Below are 16,672 nucleotides of genomic sequence, written 5' to 3'. Positions count from 1 at the left end.
GGGCGTCAGGTCCCCATCGCCCACGGCTCGCGATCGCCGCGGAGGCGGGCGGCGAGCGCCATCGCCTGCTCGTCCGTCAGGGTCGCGACGTAGTCGACCACACCGCGTCCCCGGCCGAGCCGCTGCAGCGCCGCCGGGTCGGAGGTCGGCCGGCCGCGCTCGTCGGCCGGGAGCCAGTCGGGGTGGTCGGCGCGGAGGCGGAAGTAGCCGTCGGTCGCGAGCTCGATCAGGTCGAGCAGCTTCTGCGGAGCCCGCGAGCCGTCGCGGGGGTCCTCGAGCCAGGCGTCGAGGTGGGTCACCAGCGTCTCGAGCACCTGGGACTGACCGCGCTGGTAGGTGGCGAAGTCGGGCCGGTCGATCACGAAGCGGGTGTGCACGAACTTCAGCACGGCCACGTCGTGCCAGGCGTCCGGGAGCAGCGAGAGGTGGCCCGAGCGGACGTTCGGCTCGGCGAGCACCACCACGGAGCGCTGCAGGCGGCCGATCCAGGAGGAGACGAAGGACTCGATCGCGCGCTCGGTGCGCGTCGATCCGTCGAACGGGAGCGCGAGGAGCCCCTCGACCAGCTCGGTCGACACCCGCTCGACGGAGGCGCGGAAGTGCTCGTCGCTCGCGATCCACGGGTCGCGGGCCACGAGCCTCCGGCGGAGCATCTCGAGCGAGTGCCCGGGAGCCCGCGCCCACAGCTCCTCCGCGTCGAGGGAGGCGAGGGCGTTCTGCTCGCGGAGGAACGCGCGGAACTCCACCGCGACGGCCGCCTGCTGCAGCACTCCTGCGCGGTAGAAGTCGTCGAGGTCGTGCAGCGAGTAGGCGATGTCGTCGGCGACGTCCATCACCGAGCACTCGAGGGTCTGCTGCCAGGGGGCGATCGCGGCGAAGCCGGAGCGGGCGTCGAGCAGGTCGTCGAGGTCGAGGGTGTACGCCGAGAACTTCGGCGGCGCGGTCTCCCAGCGGCTGGCGGTCGAGCCGCGGGGCAGCTCGGTCGGGTCGGCGGAGTCGATGCCGGGGCGGTGGACCGTCCGCCCCCACGGGTACTTGAGCACGGCGGCACGGGAGGCGGCGGTGAGGTTCAGCCCCACCTCCACCGTCTCGCAGACGTCGAGCTCGGAGAGGATCCGGAACGACTGCGCGTTGCCCTCGAAGCCCTCCGCGAGCCCCAGCCGCTCGCGCGCGAGGCGGTCGAGCGCCTGCTCGCCGAGGTGGCCGAACGGAGGGTGGCCGAGATCGTGCGCGCTGGCCGCGGCCTGCACGACCACCGGGTCGCAGCCGCCGAGCCGCTCGACCAGCTCGCGCTGAGCGGGATCGGTCGTGGTCAGCTGCATCGCGATCGCCCGAGCGACCGCGGTGACCTTGATCGAGTGCGTGAGCCGATTGTGCACGACCTGCCCGACGCCCGAGGGCGAGATGACCTGGGTCACCGCGGAGAGGCGGGCGAAGTACGGCGAGAAGCGGATCCGCTCGAGGTCGACGCGGTACTCGGGGTACTCCTCGCCGGTGGCGAACCGGTCGACCGGCTCGGGGATGCGCCGGTCGCGGCGGTGGTCGTGCGGGGCCGAGGCCCGCGGGGCCGTCGTCTCGGAAAGTGCCGGCTCGCTCATGGCTTCACCCTAATCAGGGGCGCGGGGGCGGAGGCGCGCGTCACGCGGGACTCTCGCGCGGGGCGACGGCGAGGTGCACGGCCGCAGCGACGACCGCGCCGACGACGTAGGCGGCGATGTCGAGCCAGGAGAAGGTGGTGCCGACGACGAGGCGGAGCGGCGCCCACAGCTCGACCAGGCGCGACGCGACTCCGATCGCCTGCAGCTGCTCCATCGCGATCGACCAGGCCAGCGCGATCCCGGCAGCCGTCACGCCCGGGATGCGGGGCAGGAGCACCGCGATCAGCAGCGCCACCAGCACGACGTAGGCCACTCCGCCGGCGAGGTCCGCGAGCAGCCCCGTCAGCACGAACCGCAGCGCCAGGCCCAGGCCGAGCACGGCGACGGCCGCGATCGCGAAGCGGAGCCGCACCCTCACCGGGCACGCTCCTCGAGGGCGCGCTGGAGGCGGTCGAGAGCGAGGAGGAACGTGCGGTCGTCGGCCACGCGCCAGCCGAGGGCCGCCGGTGCGGCGACGACCAGGGGCACGAGGACGGTGCGCGGGCGCCGCCTGGCCGCTCGGAGGACGGCGGAGGCGGGCGGGGCGAGGACCGCCAGGACCAGCGCACGGACCCGGTGGGCTCCCGAGGGCGAGGTGCCGACGCCCACCGAGACGATCCGGTCCCATCCGGCGATGCGCAGGGCGTCCGCGTGCTCGGCGGCGAGCTCGAGTCCGTCGCGGCCGACGGCGAGCACCGCGGCGGCGGCGGCCGGAGCGGCGGAGGCGGGTGCCGCGATCCGGCGCAGCGCCCGGTCGAGCTCGGGAGTGCGCAGGACGGCGAACCCCTCGGTGACCGCGGCGAGCGCCGCCAGCCGGCGCTGCCGCTCCGGGGCGGCCTGGCGGACCCGGGCCCGGACGGCGGCCGGGGCGGGCAGGGGCGCGGCGAGCAGCGCGGTCGGCTCGAACCGCGTGCGCGGGGGCAGCGGGACCGTCGGCGGCGTGCGCGGCGGGGGCTCGCCCCAGTGCGGCGTCGATGCGGGATCCATGCGCCCCTCCCTCCTCGCGCGGCTCCGAGCCGCCCCTGAGATCATCCCTCCTCCGCCCTCCCGCCTTGCCGAGAGCGCCCGGCGGGCTTACGATGGAGTACCCCCCGGGGGTATGCCGTGACGGGCGTGCCGACCGGACGCCCACCGGGCCGATCGATCGGATCGGACCGGACGCACGACACAGGAGGACCCATGAGCACCAGGATCGACCTCGGCCTGACCGCGAGCGGATCGACGGGAGGCTGCGGCTGCGGCGGAGGCGGCGCCTGCGCGTGCGGCGGCCACGGAGGCGCTGACCGCTCCGACTCCGGCCACGCGGCGCAGGGCTCCCTGTCGGCCGCGTCCGTGCAGAGCTTCGGCGTCGCGGGCATGACGTGCGAGCACTGCGTCCGCAGTGTCACCGAGGAGCTCGCCGCCTACCCCGAGGTCTCGGCGGTCGACGTGTCGCTCGCCCCCGACGGGGTCTCGACCGTCACGGTCGGCTCCTCCCGGCCGCTCGGCCGCGAGGAGATCGCCGCCGCCGTCGCCGACGCGGGCTACCGCCTCGCTCCCCTGAGCTGAGATGCCCGAGACCACCGGCACCCCGCTCGAGCTCGCCATCGGAGGGATGACCTGCGCCTCCTGCGTCGCGCGGGTCGAGAAGCGCCTCGACGCGCTCCCCGGCGTCCACGCGACCGTCAACCTCGCCCTCGAGCGCGCGACGCTGACCCTCCCGCCCGGCACGACTCCGGCCGACGCGATCGCCGCCGTCGAGGCCGCGGGCTACCGCGCGACGGTCCCCTCCACCGGCGACGCGGCTCCCGCGGAGGAGCAGGAGGAGCAGGAGGAGCAGAGCGACGACGACCGCGAGCGGCGCGCCCTGCGCACCCGGCTCCGCGTCTCCGCCCTGCTCGCCGTGCCGGTGGTCCTGCTCTCGATGATCCCGCCGCTGCAGTTCGCGAACTGGCAGTGGCTCGCCCTCGCCCTCGCCTCACCGGTCGCGGTCTGGGGCGCGCTCCCCTTCCACCGCAACGCCTGGCGGGCGCTGCGGCACGGCTCGACCACCATGGACACCCTGATCAGCCTGGGCGTCAGCGCCTCCTTCGCCTGGTCGGTCTGGGCTCTGTTCCTCGGCGACGCCGGGCGGCCCGGCATGAGCATGCCCTTCGAGCTGCTGGGCAGCCGCTCCGGCCACGACGAGATCTACCTCGAGGTCGCCGCCGCCGTCCCCGTCCTCGTGCTGGCCGGCCGCTACCTGGAGGCGCGGTCGAAGCGCGACGCCGGTGCGGCGCTCCGGGCGCTCCTCCGCCTCGGCGCGAAGGACGCCGTGCGCGTCGCCGCCGACGGACAGGAGGAGCGCGTGCCCGCGTCCTCGCTCGCCGTCGGCGATGTCCTCCGCGTGCGCCCCGGCGAGACCGTCGCCGCCGACGGCACCGTGCTCGAGGGCTCGAGCGCGATCGACGCGAGCATGCTCACCGGCGAGAGCGTGCCGGTCGAGGTCGGCCCCGGCTCTACCGTGACCGGCGGAGTGCTCAACGCGCACGGCCTGCTCACCGTGCGCGTCGACCGCGTCGGCTCCGCGACCACGCTCGCGCGGATGGGCCGCCTCGTCTCGGACGCCCAGGCCGGCAAGGCGCGCGTCCAGCGGCTCGCCGACCGCGTCTCCTCCGTCTTCGTGCCGGTCGTGGTGGTGCTCGCCCTGGCCACCCTCGCCGGCTGGCTGATCGCCGGCGCCGACCTCGCCGCCGCCGTCTCGCCCGCCGTCGCCGTCCTCGTCGTCGCGTGCCCGTGCGCGCTGGGCCTGGCCACCCCGACCGCCGTCCTCGTCGGCACCGGCCGCGGATCCCAGCTCGGGATCCTCCTCCGCGGGCCGGAGGTGCTCGAGGCCGGGCGCCGCATCGACACCGTCGTGCTCGACAAGACCGGCACGCTCACCACCGGCGCCTTCCAGGTCGTCGAGTCCAGCGACGACGAGAGTCTGCGGATGCTCGCCGCCGTCGAGCGCGGGTCGGAGCATCCGCTCGCCGCGGCGATCGTGGCCGGGGCCGCGCACCTCGACGTCCCCGAGGCGACCGGGTTCCGCTCCAGCACCGGGTTCGGCGTGCGTGCCCGGGTCGAGGGCCGCCTGGTCGTCGCCGGCCGGCTGCGCTGGCTGGAGGAGCAGTGGGGCTTCGCGCCGGGCGCTCTCGCCGAGCGCGCCGAGCGCGCGACCGCCGAGGGCGGCACCGTGGTCGGCGTCGGCTGGGAGGGAGCGCTGCGCGGCTTCGCGGTCCTCCGCGACGAGCCGAGGCCGGAGGCGTCCCGCACCGTCCGCGCCCTGCGCGAGCGGGGCCTCCGGGTCCTGGTGCTGACCGGCGACAATCCGCGTGCGGCACAGGCCGTCGCCTCGGCCGTCGGCATCGACGAGGTCGTCGCCGAAGTGCTGCCGGAGGAGAAGCTCGCCGTGATCGAGCGGCTGCGGGCGGAGGGCCGGCACGTCGCCTTCGTCGGCGACGGCGTGAACGACGCCGCAGCGCTGGCCGCCGCCGACGTGGGGATCGCGATGGGCGCCGGATCGGACGCGGCGATCGAGGCGAGCGACATCACGCTCGTCGGCGACGACCTCGGCCGGGTGCCCGACGCCCTGCGCCTCGGGCGCCGCACCCTCGCGGTCATCCGGGGCAACCTCTTCTGGGCCTTCGCCTACAACGTGGCCGCGATCCCGCTCGCGATGGCCGGACTCCTCGGGCCGCTGGTCGCCGGCGCCGCGATGGCGTTCTCGAGCGTCTTCGTGGTGCTGAACAGCCTGCGGCTGCGCTCGTTCCGCTGAGTCCCGCCGGGCCGTCCGACGTCGCCTCCCGGCGCTCTTGACGGCCCGCCCGCGGATCGCGAGGGTGAGCGCATGAGCCTCTTCATCACCTGCCCGGTCGACGACGTCGAGCGCGCCACCGCCTTCTACACCGCGCTCGGCTGGACGCTGAACGCCGAGATGTCCCGCGAGGACGTGTCCTGCTTCGCGATCGGCTCCGACACGTCGGTCATGCTCGCGAGCCGCGCGATGTACGAGAGCGTCGGCGCCACCGAGGAGCTGATCGGCGCCCCCGGCACCCCCTCGAAGGTGACCGTCTCGTTCGACCTCGACAGCCGTGAGGCCGTCGACGAGCTCGTCGAGCGGGCCGCCGCCGCGGGCGGCCGGATCGGCGACACCGACGACTACCCGTTCATGTACCAGCGCCAGTTCGACGACCTCGACGGGTACCACTACTCCCCGTTCTGGATGAAGCCGGGCGGCGACGCGGCGGAGTGACGGAGCGGCTCCGCGTGGCGCAGGCGGTGCGACAGGGCCGGGAAGGTCCTTCCGCGTGGCGCAGGCGGTGCGAATTGCCGGGGGGTCACTCCGCGTGGCGCAGGCGGTGCCGCCGGACCGCGGCCCGGTTCGCGCAGCGGACGGAGCAGTACCGCTGCCGGCCGTTCCGCGTCACGTCGACGACGACGTTCCTGCAGTGGTCTCCCGGCGCCCGACCGGCCTCGCACCGCAGGAGGCGGCTCATCCCCCGGGTCGTCAGGTGCAGCGCCGTGCCCACCGCGATGACGGCGTGGAGGACGTGCGCCAGCGACTGGTCCTGGTCGCGGTAGTGCAGGTGCCAGCCCTCGTCGTCGTGGTCGGTCAGGCGCGGGTACGCGGCGATCGCGGCCATCTGGCGGTTCAGCGACGTCGCCCGGTCGCTCGGAGTCGGCGCGTCGACCACGTCCAGCCACTCGTCGATCACGTCGCGTGTTCTGGCGTGGTCGTCCGGGCCGGACTCGAAGGCCATCGTCATGCCGAAATCGCGCGTTCGCGCCTCGATGCCCTCGCGGTCGGACGGCCAGTCGTTCGCGAGGGAGGCGGCGAGCAGGACCGCGTACTCGCCGTAAGGGTTGAGCTGCATAAGACCATGACAGCACAGTGGCCTCATGCTCACCTCCTCCCCCTCCCCTCGTCCCGGCACGGCGCCCGCCGTGGATCCGCACGAGCACGGCTGGACGACCGAGTCGGCGCACCGGACCAGCGAGGGCGCCGTCGTGTACATCCGCTGCGTCGACTGCGGAGTGCGCCGCGTGGACGTGCGGACCGGCCACCAGGATCCGCCGACCGCTCTCAGCCGCGTGCTGCCGGCGTCCGAACGGCTGCACCCGGAGTGGAGCAGCGGGAGGATGAGGGGATGATCGCCGACCTGACCCTCCCCCGCGACGCCGGCCCCGAGGAGAGGAGCCTCCTCCTCCGGCGGGCGGTCCTCGACGACCTCCCCGCGCTCGTCCGGCTCCTCTCCGACGACCCGATCAGCGCCGGGCGCGGAGACGTCGCCGCCGAGGAGGACGAGGCCGCCTACGAGTCCGCCTTCCGGAGCATCGCGCAGGACCCGGGCAACGACCTCGTGGTCGCGGTGGACGGCGCCGGAGCCGTGGTGGGCACGCTGCAGCTGACCGTGATCCCCGGGATGGCGCGCCGCGGCAGCTCCCGTCTGCTCGTCGAAGCGGTCCGGGTGGCGAGCGCCGAGCGGTCGGCGGGGATCGGCACGGCCCTGATGCGCTGGGTGCTGGACGTCGCTGCGATCGAGCTCCGCACGCCGCTCGTCCAGCTGACCTCGGACGCCGCCCGCGCCGACGCCCACCGCTTCTACCTGCGCCTGGGCTTCGTCGACTCGCACGTGGGCTTCCAGCGCCGCGTCGAGCTGCCGGGCTCGTAGCGGCGGCGCGGGCAGCCCGTCCGGACGCCTGATCGGCGTGTCCCCGCGAGCACGGCCGGCCCGGGAGTGGACGCCCCGAGCGGAAGCCCGGACGGCGCCGCTCGCCTCTCCCGGGCCGACGTGATTGGCTGGGCCGATGAGAACCGAGACCCGCCAGGGCGTCCCCCTCCTGCTCGTCGACGACGACGGGGCCGCGCTCTCGACCCCGGACGATGCGATCGCACTGATCGGCGAGACCTACGGGAGCGACGTGGAGACGATCGTGGTGCCCGTCGGCCGGCTGGACCCCGAGTTCCTCCGCCTGCGCTCCGGGATCGCCGGGGAGTTCGTGCAGAAGTCCGTGTCGTACGGCAAGCGGCTGGTGATCCTCGGCGACGTCAGCGGACCGGTGGCGGAGTCGAGCGCGCTGCAGGCCTTCGTCGTCGAGTCGAACCGCGGCGACCACCTCTGGTTCGCGGCCGACCTCGAGGCGCTCGACGCCCGCCTCCGCAGCTCCGGCACTGCGACCGAGCCCGGCGCCGACGGCGGAGTGGAGCCGACGCCCGGCCCCGCCCGCTGATGCCCCTGCTCCAGCCCGGCCCCGACGGCGCTCCGCCGGAGATCGACGGTCCGGTCCGCCTCCTCCTGCTCGCCGACACGCACCTCCCGAAGCGGGCGAAGGCCCTCCCGGACGAGGTGTGGCGCGCGGTCGACGAGGCCGACCTGGTCGTGCACGCGGGCGACTGGGTCGACGAGGCGACGCTGGACGCGCTGGAGGAGCGGGCGGCGCTCCTGCTGGCAGTGTGGGGCAACAACGATCCGGAGCCGCTGCGCGCCCGCCTGCCCGAGGTCGCGCGCGCCCGCATCGCCGGCCTCGACGTCCGCGTGGTCCATGAGACCGGAGCGGCGACCGGCCGCGAGATCCGCGCCGACGCCGCCCATCCGGGGGCGGACGTGCTCGTCTTCGGGCACAGCCACATCCCCTGGGACACCGTCTCTCCGGCGGGTCTCCGCCTGCTCAACCCGGGCTCCCCGACGGATCGGCGGCGCCGGCCGGCCTGCACCTTCCTGACCGCCACGGCGGACGACGGCGCCCTGCGGGACGTGCACCTGAACGCCCTGCCAGTGAAGGCGCGAACGGTTCCCGGCCGCGGCGCAAGGGGGTCACAGAGCATTTAGGTCGGCCTAAGCTCACCTGGATGAGCAGCTCACACGACCACCCCGACTCCGCGCACCTGCGCCCGGAGGGTCTCGACGACGCCACCGTGGCGGCGCTCGGGAAGCTCTCGGAGGCGCTCGAGACCGTCGAGCACGCCCGCGGTCTGCTCTACGGCTTCCACCGGCTCACCGGCGCGGCCGACCTCGCTCTGGGCGAGGCCGTCGACGCGCTGCGCGAGGCAGGCCACGCCGCGACCGCCGAGCGGATCGAGGCCGAGCTCGTCGGCCGCAACGTCATCGAGGGGCGCTGGACCTTCCAGATCGTCGAGGACTACGACGCCACCTACTACGCCGCGTTCCGGGAGCAGGAGCGCGCCGCGCGCGACGAGCTCGCCGGCGGACGCCGCCACCTCTTCGAGTCCGAGATGAAGGAGGACCGCCGCTCCGGCGGCCGCCGCCACCACGAGTCGCGCCCGGAGGCGGGCTCGTGAACGCCGTCATCCGGATGCACGCCTCGTCGCTGCGGGTCAAGGCGGTCACGCCGGGCCGCGGCGGACGCGGCACTCCCCCCGAGCCCGAGGCGACCATGCGGCGCACCACGCTCAGCATCGACGGCCGCCGCTTCCTCCTCGCCGTCTCCTTCGACACCGAGGAGCTCGAGAAGCGCCTGGTCGAGGCCGTGCGCAACCGCGGCGACATGGTGAGCTTCACGGTCGCCGGCGAGCGCGAGGTCTGCGTGCTGGTCTCGCCCGGCGTCGCGGTCATCCTCGAGCACGAGGACGTTCCGGTCGAAGATCCGGACGTGGAGGACGCGCCGATCCTGTACGACGACGTCGAGTACCTGACCTGATCCGTCCGGGTCGTTCCGGTCCGCGACACCCGGCGCGGCCTCTCAGCCCGGGTCGTCCGTCCGCTCAGACCGCTCCGGTGCTCGCCCAGAGGTGGAACGCCGCGTGCGCCCGGTGCGGCCGCCACGCCTGCGACGCCGCCTCCGCCTCCGCCGTGCTCACCCGGCCGAGCGCCTTCCGCAGCACCAGGTCGCCGGCGGGGAACGCGTCCGGATCGCCGAGGAAGCGGAGCGCGAGGTAGTCGGCCGTCCACGGCCCGATGCCCGGGATCGCGAGGAGCGCGCGCCGCTGCTCCGGCAGGTCGCCCGCGCGGTCGAGCACGGGCCCGGCGGCGAAGGCCTCGGCGACGGCGCGCACCGTCCGCGCTCGGGCGTTGGTGATCCCGATCGCCGAGCGCAGCGCCTCGAACTCCGGAGCGAGCAGGGCGGCGGGTGCCGGGAACGCCAGCAGACCGCGCTCGCCCGGGGAGCCGAAGGCCGTGGCTGTCCGCCCGCCGAAGGTCCGGGCCGCGGCGACCGACACCTGCTGGCCGAGGACCGCCATGACCGCCGCCTCGAACGCCTCCGGGTACTGCGTCGCCCGCAGCCCCGGACGGGCTGCGACGGAGCGGGCGAGCAGCGGGTCCCGCGAGAGCTCGGCGCCGATCGCCACCACGTCGGAGTCGAGGTCGAACCAGGCGCGGACGACCGCCGCCGCCGCCGTCAGCACGTCCGGCTCCGCCTCCACCCGCAGCCCGGTCTCCGTCACCTCGAGCGCGATCGGCCGCGGCGCCCCGGCGAGGGTGAGCAGGCGCTCCAGCCGCCGGCCGTCGGCCGAGACCCGCTCCACTCCGGGGAGGGCGTGGTTGCGGAGGAGGCTCGCGGCGCCGGCGGAGTCGAAGGGCCCGAGGGCCGGCAGATCGAGGGAGGACGTCTCGTTCAGGGGAACAGCACCGTCTTGCCGCGCGCGCGGCCCGACTCGACGAGGGCGAGCGCGGCGGCCGCCTCGGTCAGCGCGAAGGAGGGCCCGAGCACGACCTCGAGCTCCCCGCGACCGGCGCGCTCGAGCAGGCCCGCCCGGGCGGCGTCGCGGAGTGCGGTTCCGGGATCCGCTCCCGGTCCGCCGCCGAGCATCAGGATCCCGCCGAGGCGGGCCGCGTGCTCGAAGCCGGCGACGGTGGCGATGCGCGAGCGGTCGGCGACGAGCGCCACGGAGGCGTCCAGCGCCTCATCGGTGCCCGCCGTGTCCAGCGCGACGTCGACGCCGCCGGGAGCGACGGCACGCACGCGCTCCTCCAGCCCGACGCCGTAGCGGAGCGGCTCCGCGCCGAAGCGGCGGACGACCTCCTCGCCGCGCTCGCTCGTGGTGCCCAGCACCCGCGCTCCGCGGGCGACCGCGAGCTGCACGGCGAGCGAGCCGACTGCTCCGCTCGCCCCGTGCACCAGGACGGTGTCCCCAGAGGAGACGCGGGTGGCCTCGACGAGGTGCTCGGCGGTCGTCCCGGCCAGCAGCAGGCCCGAGGCCGCCGCCCAGCCGAGTCCGGCGGGCTTGGGCAGGACCGCGCTCGCGGGCGCGACCAGCTCGGCGGAGTAGCCGCCGGAGACCCGGAACGCCACGACCTCGTCGCCGACGCGGATCGGGCCGAGCAGTCCCTCGGCTCCCTCGCCGACCGCGGTCACGACTCCGGCGATCTCGCTGCCCGGCCGGACCGGCACCCGCCCGCGCCCGAACATCCCGCGCAGGAGCTTCGCGTCGGCCGGGTTCACGCCCGCGGCGCGCACCGCGATCCGCACCCCGCTGGGGCCCGGCTCCCCCGGATCGACCTCAACGGCGCGCAGCGCCTCCGGCCCGTCGAATCCCTCGGCCTGCATCGCGACGACCATGAGCCCGCCTCCCGTTCCCGGGCGCCCGCGCGCCCGAGCGCGACGCTAGCAGCAGCACCCGGCCCCGGACCCCCTGCGGAGAGCGCGGCCTCCGGCCGAGAACGCGCGTTCTGGTACCGCCTACCATGGAGGGATGTCCCCGATCCTCGACGAGCGCCCTCCCCGCGAGGCGATCCTCGCGGCCGCCGACCGGCTCTACTACGAGCGCGGCATCCAGTCCGTCGGGATGGACGAGCTCCGCACGGCCGCGGGCGTCTCGCTGAAGCGCCTCTACTCGGAGTTCCCGAGCAAGGAGTCGGTGGTCGTCGCCGTGCTGCACGGCCGGCACGAGCAGTGGACCCTCGGCGTGACCACCCGGGTCGCCGCGGCGGACGGACCCCGCGGCAAGCTGCTCGCGATCTACGACTTCCTGTTCGACTGGTTCTCCGAGGACTCGTTCCGCGGCTGCGGCTTCATCAACGCCTTCGGAGAGCTCGGCTCGTCGAACCCGATGGTCGCCGAGATGGCGCGCGACCACAAGGAGTCGTTCCAGCGCTTCCTCGCGACCCTCGCGGGGGAGGCGGGAGGCGGCGCCGAGCTCGCCGCGCAGCTCGCGATCCTCGCCGAGGGCGCTCAGACCACCGCGGCCATCGCCGGAACCCCCGAAGCCGCCCTGCACGCGCGCCGCGCCGCCGAGATCCTCATCGACGCGGAGACGCGCCCCGTCTGAGGCGCCTCGCGAAGGGGGCTAGGCCTCGCCGCCCCCGGGCGGGCCGATCACCAGCAGCGCCGCGAAGACCACGGCGACCAGGGCCAGCACCAGCGCTCCGGCGAGCACGGGCCGCGCGAGCGCCCAGCGGAGGAGCCGGCTCGTCACGCGCCGGTCGCGCGGGTCGTCGGTGGCGTGCGTCCGCCAGGGCCCCTCCAGCAGACCGCGGCGCTCGAAGCCGCGCTCCAGCGGGACCGTCGCGTAGGGCACGACCGCACTGACGACGGCGAGCGCCGTCGCGCCCGCCGACCACCGCTGGTTGACCGCGAGCACCAGGGCCGCGGCTCCGTAGGCGAGGAACGCGAACCCGTGGATCGGCCCGGCGACGCTCACCGGCCAGTCGCCGGCTCCAGCCGCGTACTTCAGCAGCATCCCGACGATCAGGAGCGTCCAGGTCACCGCCTCGACGATCGACAACAGGCGGAAGAGGCGGCGCGGGCTCATGGAACGGCTCCGTTCGGTCCGCGGCGACGCGGCTCGGGGTCGGTCGAGGGTCGCCGGGAGCCTACGGGAGCGCGGTCGCGAAGAAGCTGAGCGGCGCGTGAGCCGGCGGGCCTCAGCCCAGCGCGCCGATGAGCGAGAGGGCCGACACCGCTCCGACCAGGCCTGCGACGACGAGCGCGAGCGTGCCGGTCACTCCGCTGCGGGGGGCGGACGCCGCGGGGCCGCCGGCCAGGCGCACCCAGAGACGGCGCGCCACGTCCTCGGCGGAGGGGCGGTCGGCGGGGTCGAGAGCGGTCATCGCGGTGAGGAGCTCGCGCCACTCCGCCGGGACCGACTCGGGGACGACGGGCGCGTGGTGGAGGCGCTGGATCGAGATCTCGAGCGTCGTGCCGGTGTAGGCCCTGCGGCCCGAGACGGCCTCGAGCAGGACCAGCCCGAGCGAGTAGACGTCGGAGGCCGGTCCGACCGGGCCGGAGCCGAGGCTCTCGGGACTGAGGTACGCGGCAGTGCCGACCAGCACGTCGGAGCGGGTCAGCCGGGCGTCGTCGACCGAGCGGGCGATCCCGAAGTCGCTGAGCTTGGCCTCGTGCGCGGAGAAGCCGGATGCGGTGGCGCGCGAGCGGACGAGGACGTTCTCGGGCTTCACGTCGCGGTGCAGGACGCCCTGCGCGTGCAGGTGCGCGAGAGCATCAGCCACCTGGGCGCCGACCTCCGCGATGAGCTGCTGGTCGCCGGAGCCGAACCAGTCGGCCGCCGGGTCGCTGCGGTCGAAGTACTCGAGGACGAGGAACGCGAGGTCGCCTTCCTCGCCGGGGATCTCGCCCTGGTCGAGGACGTCCACCACTGAGGCGTGGCGCGAGTCGATCAGGAAGCGGACCTCGCGCTCGCGGCGCGCCCGCTCGTTGGGGGTGTCCGGCACGTCGCGGTGGACCTTGACAGCGACCTGGCGGGCGAGGCGGAGGTCGCGGGCGCGGTAGACGACGGCGCTGCCGCCCTCCCCCACCCGCTCGAGCACGAGGTAGCGAGCGGCCAGAGTGGAGCCGACCAGCGGGTCCACGGCGTCGGCGGGGAGCGGCTGCAGGCGGTCGAGTTCGTCCAGCACGGTGAGCTCCCTTCGCGAATGAGTCTCTAGCTCGTCTAACTAGTAGTCCCTTCGTAGTGGTCGGGCGCCCTTCCGAGCAAGCACCCCGGGGGAGGTTGGCTTGACTAGATGTTCTTGCTACGAGACTGTCTAGACTGTTCGGCATGGACGAGGTCACGCTGAAGCGACCCGGGGCCTTCTGGTTCTCGGGTGAGGCGACCGAGCCCGGAGCGGTGGAGGTCCTCGCCGCGATGCGCGCCTTCCGCACGGCGGAGGCCGCGATGCGCCGCCGGACCCGCGGATCCATGGGCATGGGCGAGAACGACCTGCTGGCCGTGCAGTTCCTCATGCGCCGGCAGCAGAAGGGCGTGCACGTCAGCCCGAAGGACCTGGCCTCCTACCTCGGCATCTCCTCCGCCTCGACGACCGTGCTCATCGACCGCCTGGTCAAGAGCGGGCACGTCCTCCGCGAGCCGCACCCGAGCGACCGCCGCGCCATCCGCATCGTCGCCACCCCCACCTCCCACCGCGAGGTGCGCGAGACGCTCGACGAGATGCACCGCCGCATGCTCGAGGCCGCCGAGACGCTCAGCCCCTCCGAGGCCGGGACCGTCGTCCGCTTCCTGCAGACGATGCGCGACATCGTCGAGCGCCCGGCCGACTCCGAGACGGCCGACGCCGCTCAGGAGCTCGCGGGCGAGCCGATCGGCGAGTACGCCGACGGCGTGCTGGAGCAGCGCCGCGCCTGACCGGCGTCGGCCGTGCGTCCCCGGGAGTTCACTCCGAGGGTCTTCTGCCGCGCCCCGGATCCGACGGAGAATCGAGGCGTCCAGCGTCGATGGACAGAAAACGCAGTCCGCGACGTAAGTAGCTAGCTCAACTAGTAGGAAGTCTTTCTAGCGATATAGAGTGACGGACGTCAGCCACTCGCACGTCAGATCGGAGCACACCATGGGCAACATCCTGTACGGCACTCCCCCCGCAGCCATCGAGGTCGAGGACCGCGCCCTCGCCCACCTCCAAATCGTCATCATCAACAAGTTCCGTCGCGACGAGCGCTTCCTGCTCACCCTCGATGCGAGCCCCCAGGCCGGCACCGGCCGCCGCGGCGTGTGGATGCACCCGACCATCCCGATCCAGTTCGAGTTCAAGGGCAGCCGCCAGCCCACGATCAACCCGGAGTGGGTCGAGGCCCTCATGGAGCGCGCCAACAGCGGCGCCGGCCTCCGCATCGTGCCCGAGCCGACGAGCAACGCCGCCGTCCCGCTGCGCCGCGCCGAGCCCGCCGCCTGATCCGCCGCGCCGGAGCCGCCCCGATCACGTTCCGCCGCTGCACCGCCGACACGACCCGCCTCCCCGCTGGGGGGCGGGTTCCGTCGTCTCCGGGCCTGAGAACTCCGGGAGCGCGCGTGCAAGTGGTTGACATTCCGCGCCACGGTCAGGGTCGCAGTCCTACACTGCTCGTGCGGCACGGGGTCGTTCCGGCGGGCTCGTCCCTGCTGTCGCACGCATGACCGGCCGCCGGCCGCTCGGGCCCCCCTCTCGAGCGACCGGCGGACGGCTGCGCGGCGCACCCGAAGCGCCGTCCGCGAGGTCCGCCGGAACCAGGAGCGGCCAGATGACCCACGGCACGAACAGCCTCACCACCACCGTCGACGAGGTGCGCCCGGGCGACCTCTTCTGCGCCGTCGTCTCCCACGAGACCGAGCAGTGGCGCGTCGTCGCCGTCCTCGGCATCCGCGTCCTCGCCGAGCGGGTCTCCGGAGGAGACCGCCGCAGCTTCACCCTCCACTTCGTGCGCCACCAGCTGTCGCCGGACGTGCTCATCGCGAGGGGCGCCGCAGCGACGGCCTCTCCGGACTCCCGCCGCTAGAGCGCCGCCGTCGCCACAGCGGGCCGCACCAGCCGGGCGAAGAGGCGGTCGAACACGACCCGTCGATCGAACTGCAGGGCGTACTCCCGAGCGGCCGCCGCGCGGCGTGCGCGGTCGTCGGCGCTGAGCTCGAGGACGGCGTGGTCGAGGAGCGCGGCGATCGTGTCCGGGCTGTCGACCGGGGTCACGAAGGCGTGCTCGCCGATCGCCTCGCCGATGCCGCCGGTCAGCGTGGTGATGATCGGCCCGCCACCGGCGAGCATCTTCTCGGCCAGCGCGATGCCGAAGGTCTCGACGAACTCGGGCCGCGGCTTGCTGGGCAGCACGAACGCCGCGCACCCCGCCATCAGGTAGGGCTTCTCCGCGTCGCCGACGTCGTCGAGGAAGCGGATGCGGTGCGCCAGCGGCGAGGCGGCCGCGATGCGGCGCAGCTCCGCCTCCTGCGGACCGCGACCCGCGATGACGAGCTCGTGGCGCTCGTGGACGGCACTGCGCTCGTAGCCGGTGATGAGGTCCTCCACGCCCTTCGCCTCGGTCAGCCGGGAGAGGAAGAGGACGTACCCGTCGGTCCGGAGTCCGCGCGCCCGCACGACCTCCTCGACGACGCCGGGATCGAGATCGAGGTAGGCGTCCGCGTCGATCGCCGGGTAGGAGACGGCGATGCGCTCCCGGCACTGCGGGGCGAAGCGGGTTCCGTGGGCCGCGTCGACGCGCTCCGCCTCCTCGATGATCAGGTCGCGCGTGTACTCCGAGACGGCGACGCAGTGGTCCTGCAAGAGGTAGGAGGAGAGGATGTGCGCGGCGGCGCCCAGGCGGCCCTCCTCCACCGCTCGACGGACCACGTTGGTGACGTCGGAGCCGACGGCCTCCGCGATCGTCGTGACGTCGACCGGGAGGCCGGTGCTCCACGCGGCACGGAGGGCGTCGGCCACGACGAGCGTGTGCGGGCTCAGGTAGAGCGAGAGGCACACGGTCGGGACGCCGTCCGTGAAGAGCTCGATCAGGCGCCCGGTCATCCCGGCCAGCCAGCGGCCGTCCGGGACCTTGTAGTCGCCCACGGGCTCCGGACGCTCCACCACGATGCCGTCGCTGTAGGGCAGCACGGCGTCGAGCGGCTTGAGCGGGAGGCCGGCGGCCTCGAGCCGGTCGATGGGCCAGGTGACGATGCGGACCTCGTCGAACCCGCGCTCCCGGGCGGTCTCGGCGAGGTTGCGCGCCTCGACGGAGTGCCCGCAGATCACCGGATCGGCGCGGACGACGATGACGAGTCTGTTCTGCACGGTGCTCGCGTGCGTGCTCTGGTCCATGGGTCTCCTTCAGGGGTCGTCGGTCGGGTGCGGCGGCGGAGGCCGGACGCGGAGGTGGTCGCG

At 74.5% G+C, this 16,672-nt stretch carries 22 protein-coding genes; 13 read left to right on the top strand and 9 right to left on the bottom strand.

Going from position 1 to position 16,672, the window contains the following annotated elements:
• Positions 1-5 precede the first annotated feature (5 nt).
• From C5D08_RS08185 to C5D08_RS16985, 3 genes are read right to left on the bottom strand one after another with little or no spacing between them, the layout of a single operon-like run.
• Positions 6-1,598, bottom strand: a complete 1,593-nt coding sequence (locus C5D08_RS08185) for a deoxyguanosinetriphosphate triphosphohydrolase family protein (protein ID WP_104276619.1) — start codon at positions 1,596-1,598, stop codon at positions 6-8.
• A 40-nt stretch (positions 1,599-1,638) separates the two neighbouring features.
• Positions 1,639-2,016 carry a DUF2809 domain-containing protein gene (locus C5D08_RS16990; protein ID WP_181110020.1) on the bottom strand — a complete coding sequence of 126 codons (378 nt, stop codon included), beginning with the start codon at positions 2,014-2,016 and terminating at the stop codon, positions 1,639-1,641.
• Positions 2,013-2,624, bottom strand: a complete 612-nt coding sequence (locus C5D08_RS16985) for a hypothetical protein (protein ID WP_181110018.1) — start codon at positions 2,622-2,624, stop codon at positions 2,013-2,015. The genes C5D08_RS16990 and C5D08_RS16985 overlap by 4 nt, the downstream gene beginning before the upstream one ends.
• A gap of 192 nt (positions 2,625-2,816) precedes the next feature.
• On the opposite strand from C5D08_RS16985, the gene C5D08_RS17315 reads away from it, so the two are divergent.
• The 3 genes from C5D08_RS17315 (at position 2,817) to C5D08_RS08165 (ending at position 5,889) form a co-directional block, all read left to right on the top strand.
• Positions 2,817-3,185, top strand: coding sequence for a heavy-metal-associated domain-containing protein (locus tag C5D08_RS17315; protein WP_104276617.1), 369 nt, complete (start codon positions 2,817-2,819; stop codon positions 3,183-3,185).
• 1 nt (position 3,186) lies between these two features.
• On the top strand, positions 3,187-5,412 hold the full coding sequence (locus C5D08_RS08170; protein ID WP_104276616.1) for a cation-translocating P-type ATPase: 2,226 nt from the start codon (positions 3,187-3,189) through the stop codon (positions 5,410-5,412).
• Positions 5,413-5,484: 72 nt separating this feature from the next.
• Positions 5,485-5,889: a VOC family protein gene (locus C5D08_RS08165; protein ID WP_104276615.1), complete on the top strand. Its 405-nt coding sequence runs from the start codon at positions 5,485-5,487 to the stop codon at positions 5,887-5,889.
• 85 nt (positions 5,890-5,974) lie between these two features.
• Here the strand turns inward: C5D08_RS08165 and C5D08_RS08160 are convergent, their stop codons facing one another.
• Positions 5,975-6,511 carry a CGNR zinc finger domain-containing protein gene (locus C5D08_RS08160; RefSeq protein WP_104276614.1) on the bottom strand — a complete coding sequence of 179 codons (537 nt, stop codon included), beginning with the start codon at positions 6,509-6,511 and terminating at the stop codon, positions 5,975-5,977.
• 25 nt (positions 6,512-6,536) lie between these two features.
• Between C5D08_RS08160 and C5D08_RS08155 the strand changes: the two genes are divergently transcribed.
• From C5D08_RS08155 to C5D08_RS08130, 6 genes are all read left to right on the top strand, one after another.
• Positions 6,537-6,788: a hypothetical protein gene (locus C5D08_RS08155; protein ID WP_104276613.1), complete on the top strand. Its 252-nt coding sequence runs from the start codon at positions 6,537-6,539 to the stop codon at positions 6,786-6,788.
• Complete coding sequence (locus C5D08_RS08150; RefSeq protein ID WP_104276612.1) at positions 6,785-7,309, top strand: GNAT family N-acetyltransferase; 525 nt, start codon at positions 6,785-6,787, stop codon at positions 7,307-7,309. Before C5D08_RS08155 ends, C5D08_RS08150 begins: the two co-directional genes overlap by 4 nt.
• A 136-nt stretch (positions 7,310-7,445) precedes the next feature.
• Positions 7,446-7,868: a DUF4180 domain-containing protein gene (locus tag C5D08_RS08145; RefSeq protein ID WP_104276611.1), complete on the top strand. Its 423-nt coding sequence runs from the start codon at positions 7,446-7,448 to the stop codon at positions 7,866-7,868.
• Complete coding sequence (locus C5D08_RS08140) at positions 7,868-8,467, top strand: metallophosphoesterase (protein WP_104276610.1); 600 nt, start codon at positions 7,868-7,870, stop codon at positions 8,465-8,467. Before C5D08_RS08145 ends, C5D08_RS08140 begins: the two co-directional genes overlap by 1 nt.
• 20 nt (positions 8,468-8,487) lie before the next feature.
• Entirely contained in the window at positions 8,488-8,937 is a 450-nt protein-coding gene (locus C5D08_RS08135; protein ID WP_104276609.1) for a hypothetical protein, read from the top strand.
• The gene (locus tag C5D08_RS08130) at positions 8,934-9,296 is read left to right on the top strand and encodes a hypothetical protein (protein ID WP_104276608.1); all 363 of its coding nucleotides are present in this window, start codon (positions 8,934-8,936) and stop codon (positions 9,294-9,296) included. Before C5D08_RS08135 ends, C5D08_RS08130 begins: the two co-directional genes overlap by 4 nt.
• Positions 9,297-9,360: 64 nt before the next feature.
• Here the strand turns inward: C5D08_RS08130 and C5D08_RS08125 are convergent, their stop codons facing one another.
• Together C5D08_RS08125 and C5D08_RS08120 are read right to left on the bottom strand one after the other, a co-directional pair.
• A complete protein-coding gene (locus tag C5D08_RS08125; RefSeq protein WP_258065248.1) occupies positions 9,361-10,191 on the bottom strand; it encodes a DNA-3-methyladenine glycosylase in 831 nt (276 codons plus the stop codon).
• Positions 10,192-10,211: 20 nt separating this feature from the next.
• Complete coding sequence (locus C5D08_RS08120; protein ID WP_258067359.1) at positions 10,212-11,156, bottom strand: NADP-dependent oxidoreductase; 945 nt, start codon at positions 11,154-11,156, stop codon at positions 10,212-10,214.
• Between the two features lie 133 nt (positions 11,157-11,289).
• On the opposite strand from C5D08_RS08120, the gene C5D08_RS08115 reads away from it, so the two are divergent.
• Positions 11,290-11,865 carry a TetR/AcrR family transcriptional regulator gene (locus tag C5D08_RS08115; RefSeq protein WP_104276606.1) on the top strand — a complete coding sequence of 192 codons (576 nt, stop codon included), beginning with the start codon at positions 11,290-11,292 and terminating at the stop codon, positions 11,863-11,865.
• A gap of 18 nt (positions 11,866-11,883) precedes the next feature.
• On the opposite strand, the gene C5D08_RS08110 is transcribed toward C5D08_RS08115, so the two are convergent.
• On the bottom strand, positions 11,884-12,348 hold the full coding sequence (locus tag C5D08_RS08110; RefSeq protein ID WP_104276605.1) for a DUF3817 domain-containing protein: 465 nt from the start codon (positions 12,346-12,348) through the stop codon (positions 11,884-11,886).
• Positions 12,349-12,460: 112 nt separating this feature from the next.
• Positions 12,461-13,450 (bottom strand): serine/threonine-protein kinase, encoded by a 990-nt coding sequence (locus C5D08_RS08105; RefSeq protein WP_104276604.1) that lies wholly within the window; start codon positions 13,448-13,450, stop codon positions 12,461-12,463.
• A 143-nt stretch (positions 13,451-13,593) separates the two neighbouring features.
• On the opposite strand from C5D08_RS08105, the gene C5D08_RS08100 reads away from it, so the two are divergent.
• The 3 genes from C5D08_RS08100 (at position 13,594) to C5D08_RS08090 (ending at position 15,302) form a co-directional block, all read left to right on the top strand.
• Complete coding sequence (locus C5D08_RS08100; RefSeq protein ID WP_104276603.1) at positions 13,594-14,178, top strand: MarR family winged helix-turn-helix transcriptional regulator; 585 nt, start codon at positions 13,594-13,596, stop codon at positions 14,176-14,178.
• A gap of 202 nt (positions 14,179-14,380) precedes the next feature.
• A complete protein-coding gene (locus C5D08_RS08095; RefSeq protein WP_104224199.1) occupies positions 14,381-14,722 on the top strand; it encodes an ATP-dependent DNA ligase in 342 nt (113 codons plus the stop codon).
• A gap of 325 nt (positions 14,723-15,047) precedes the next feature.
• Entirely contained in the window at positions 15,048-15,302 is a 255-nt protein-coding gene (locus tag C5D08_RS08090; RefSeq protein WP_104276602.1) for a hypothetical protein, read from the top strand.
• On the opposite strand, the gene C5D08_RS08085 is transcribed toward C5D08_RS08090, so the two are convergent.
• Positions 15,299-16,609 (bottom strand): glycosyltransferase, encoded by a 1,311-nt coding sequence (locus C5D08_RS08085; protein ID WP_104276601.1) that lies wholly within the window; start codon positions 16,607-16,609, stop codon positions 15,299-15,301. The genes C5D08_RS08090 and C5D08_RS08085 overlap by 4 nt on opposite strands.
• Positions 16,610-16,672 lie beyond the last annotated feature (63 nt).

This window comes from Rathayibacter sp. AY1B6, from assembly GCF_002932755.1.
In the GTDB taxonomy this organism is placed as follows: Bacteria; Actinomycetota; Actinomycetes; order Actinomycetales; family Microbacteriaceae; genus Rathayibacter.
The sequence above is the reverse complement of the archived record's forward strand: the minus strand, read 5'-3'. Positions and strand labels throughout refer to the sequence as shown.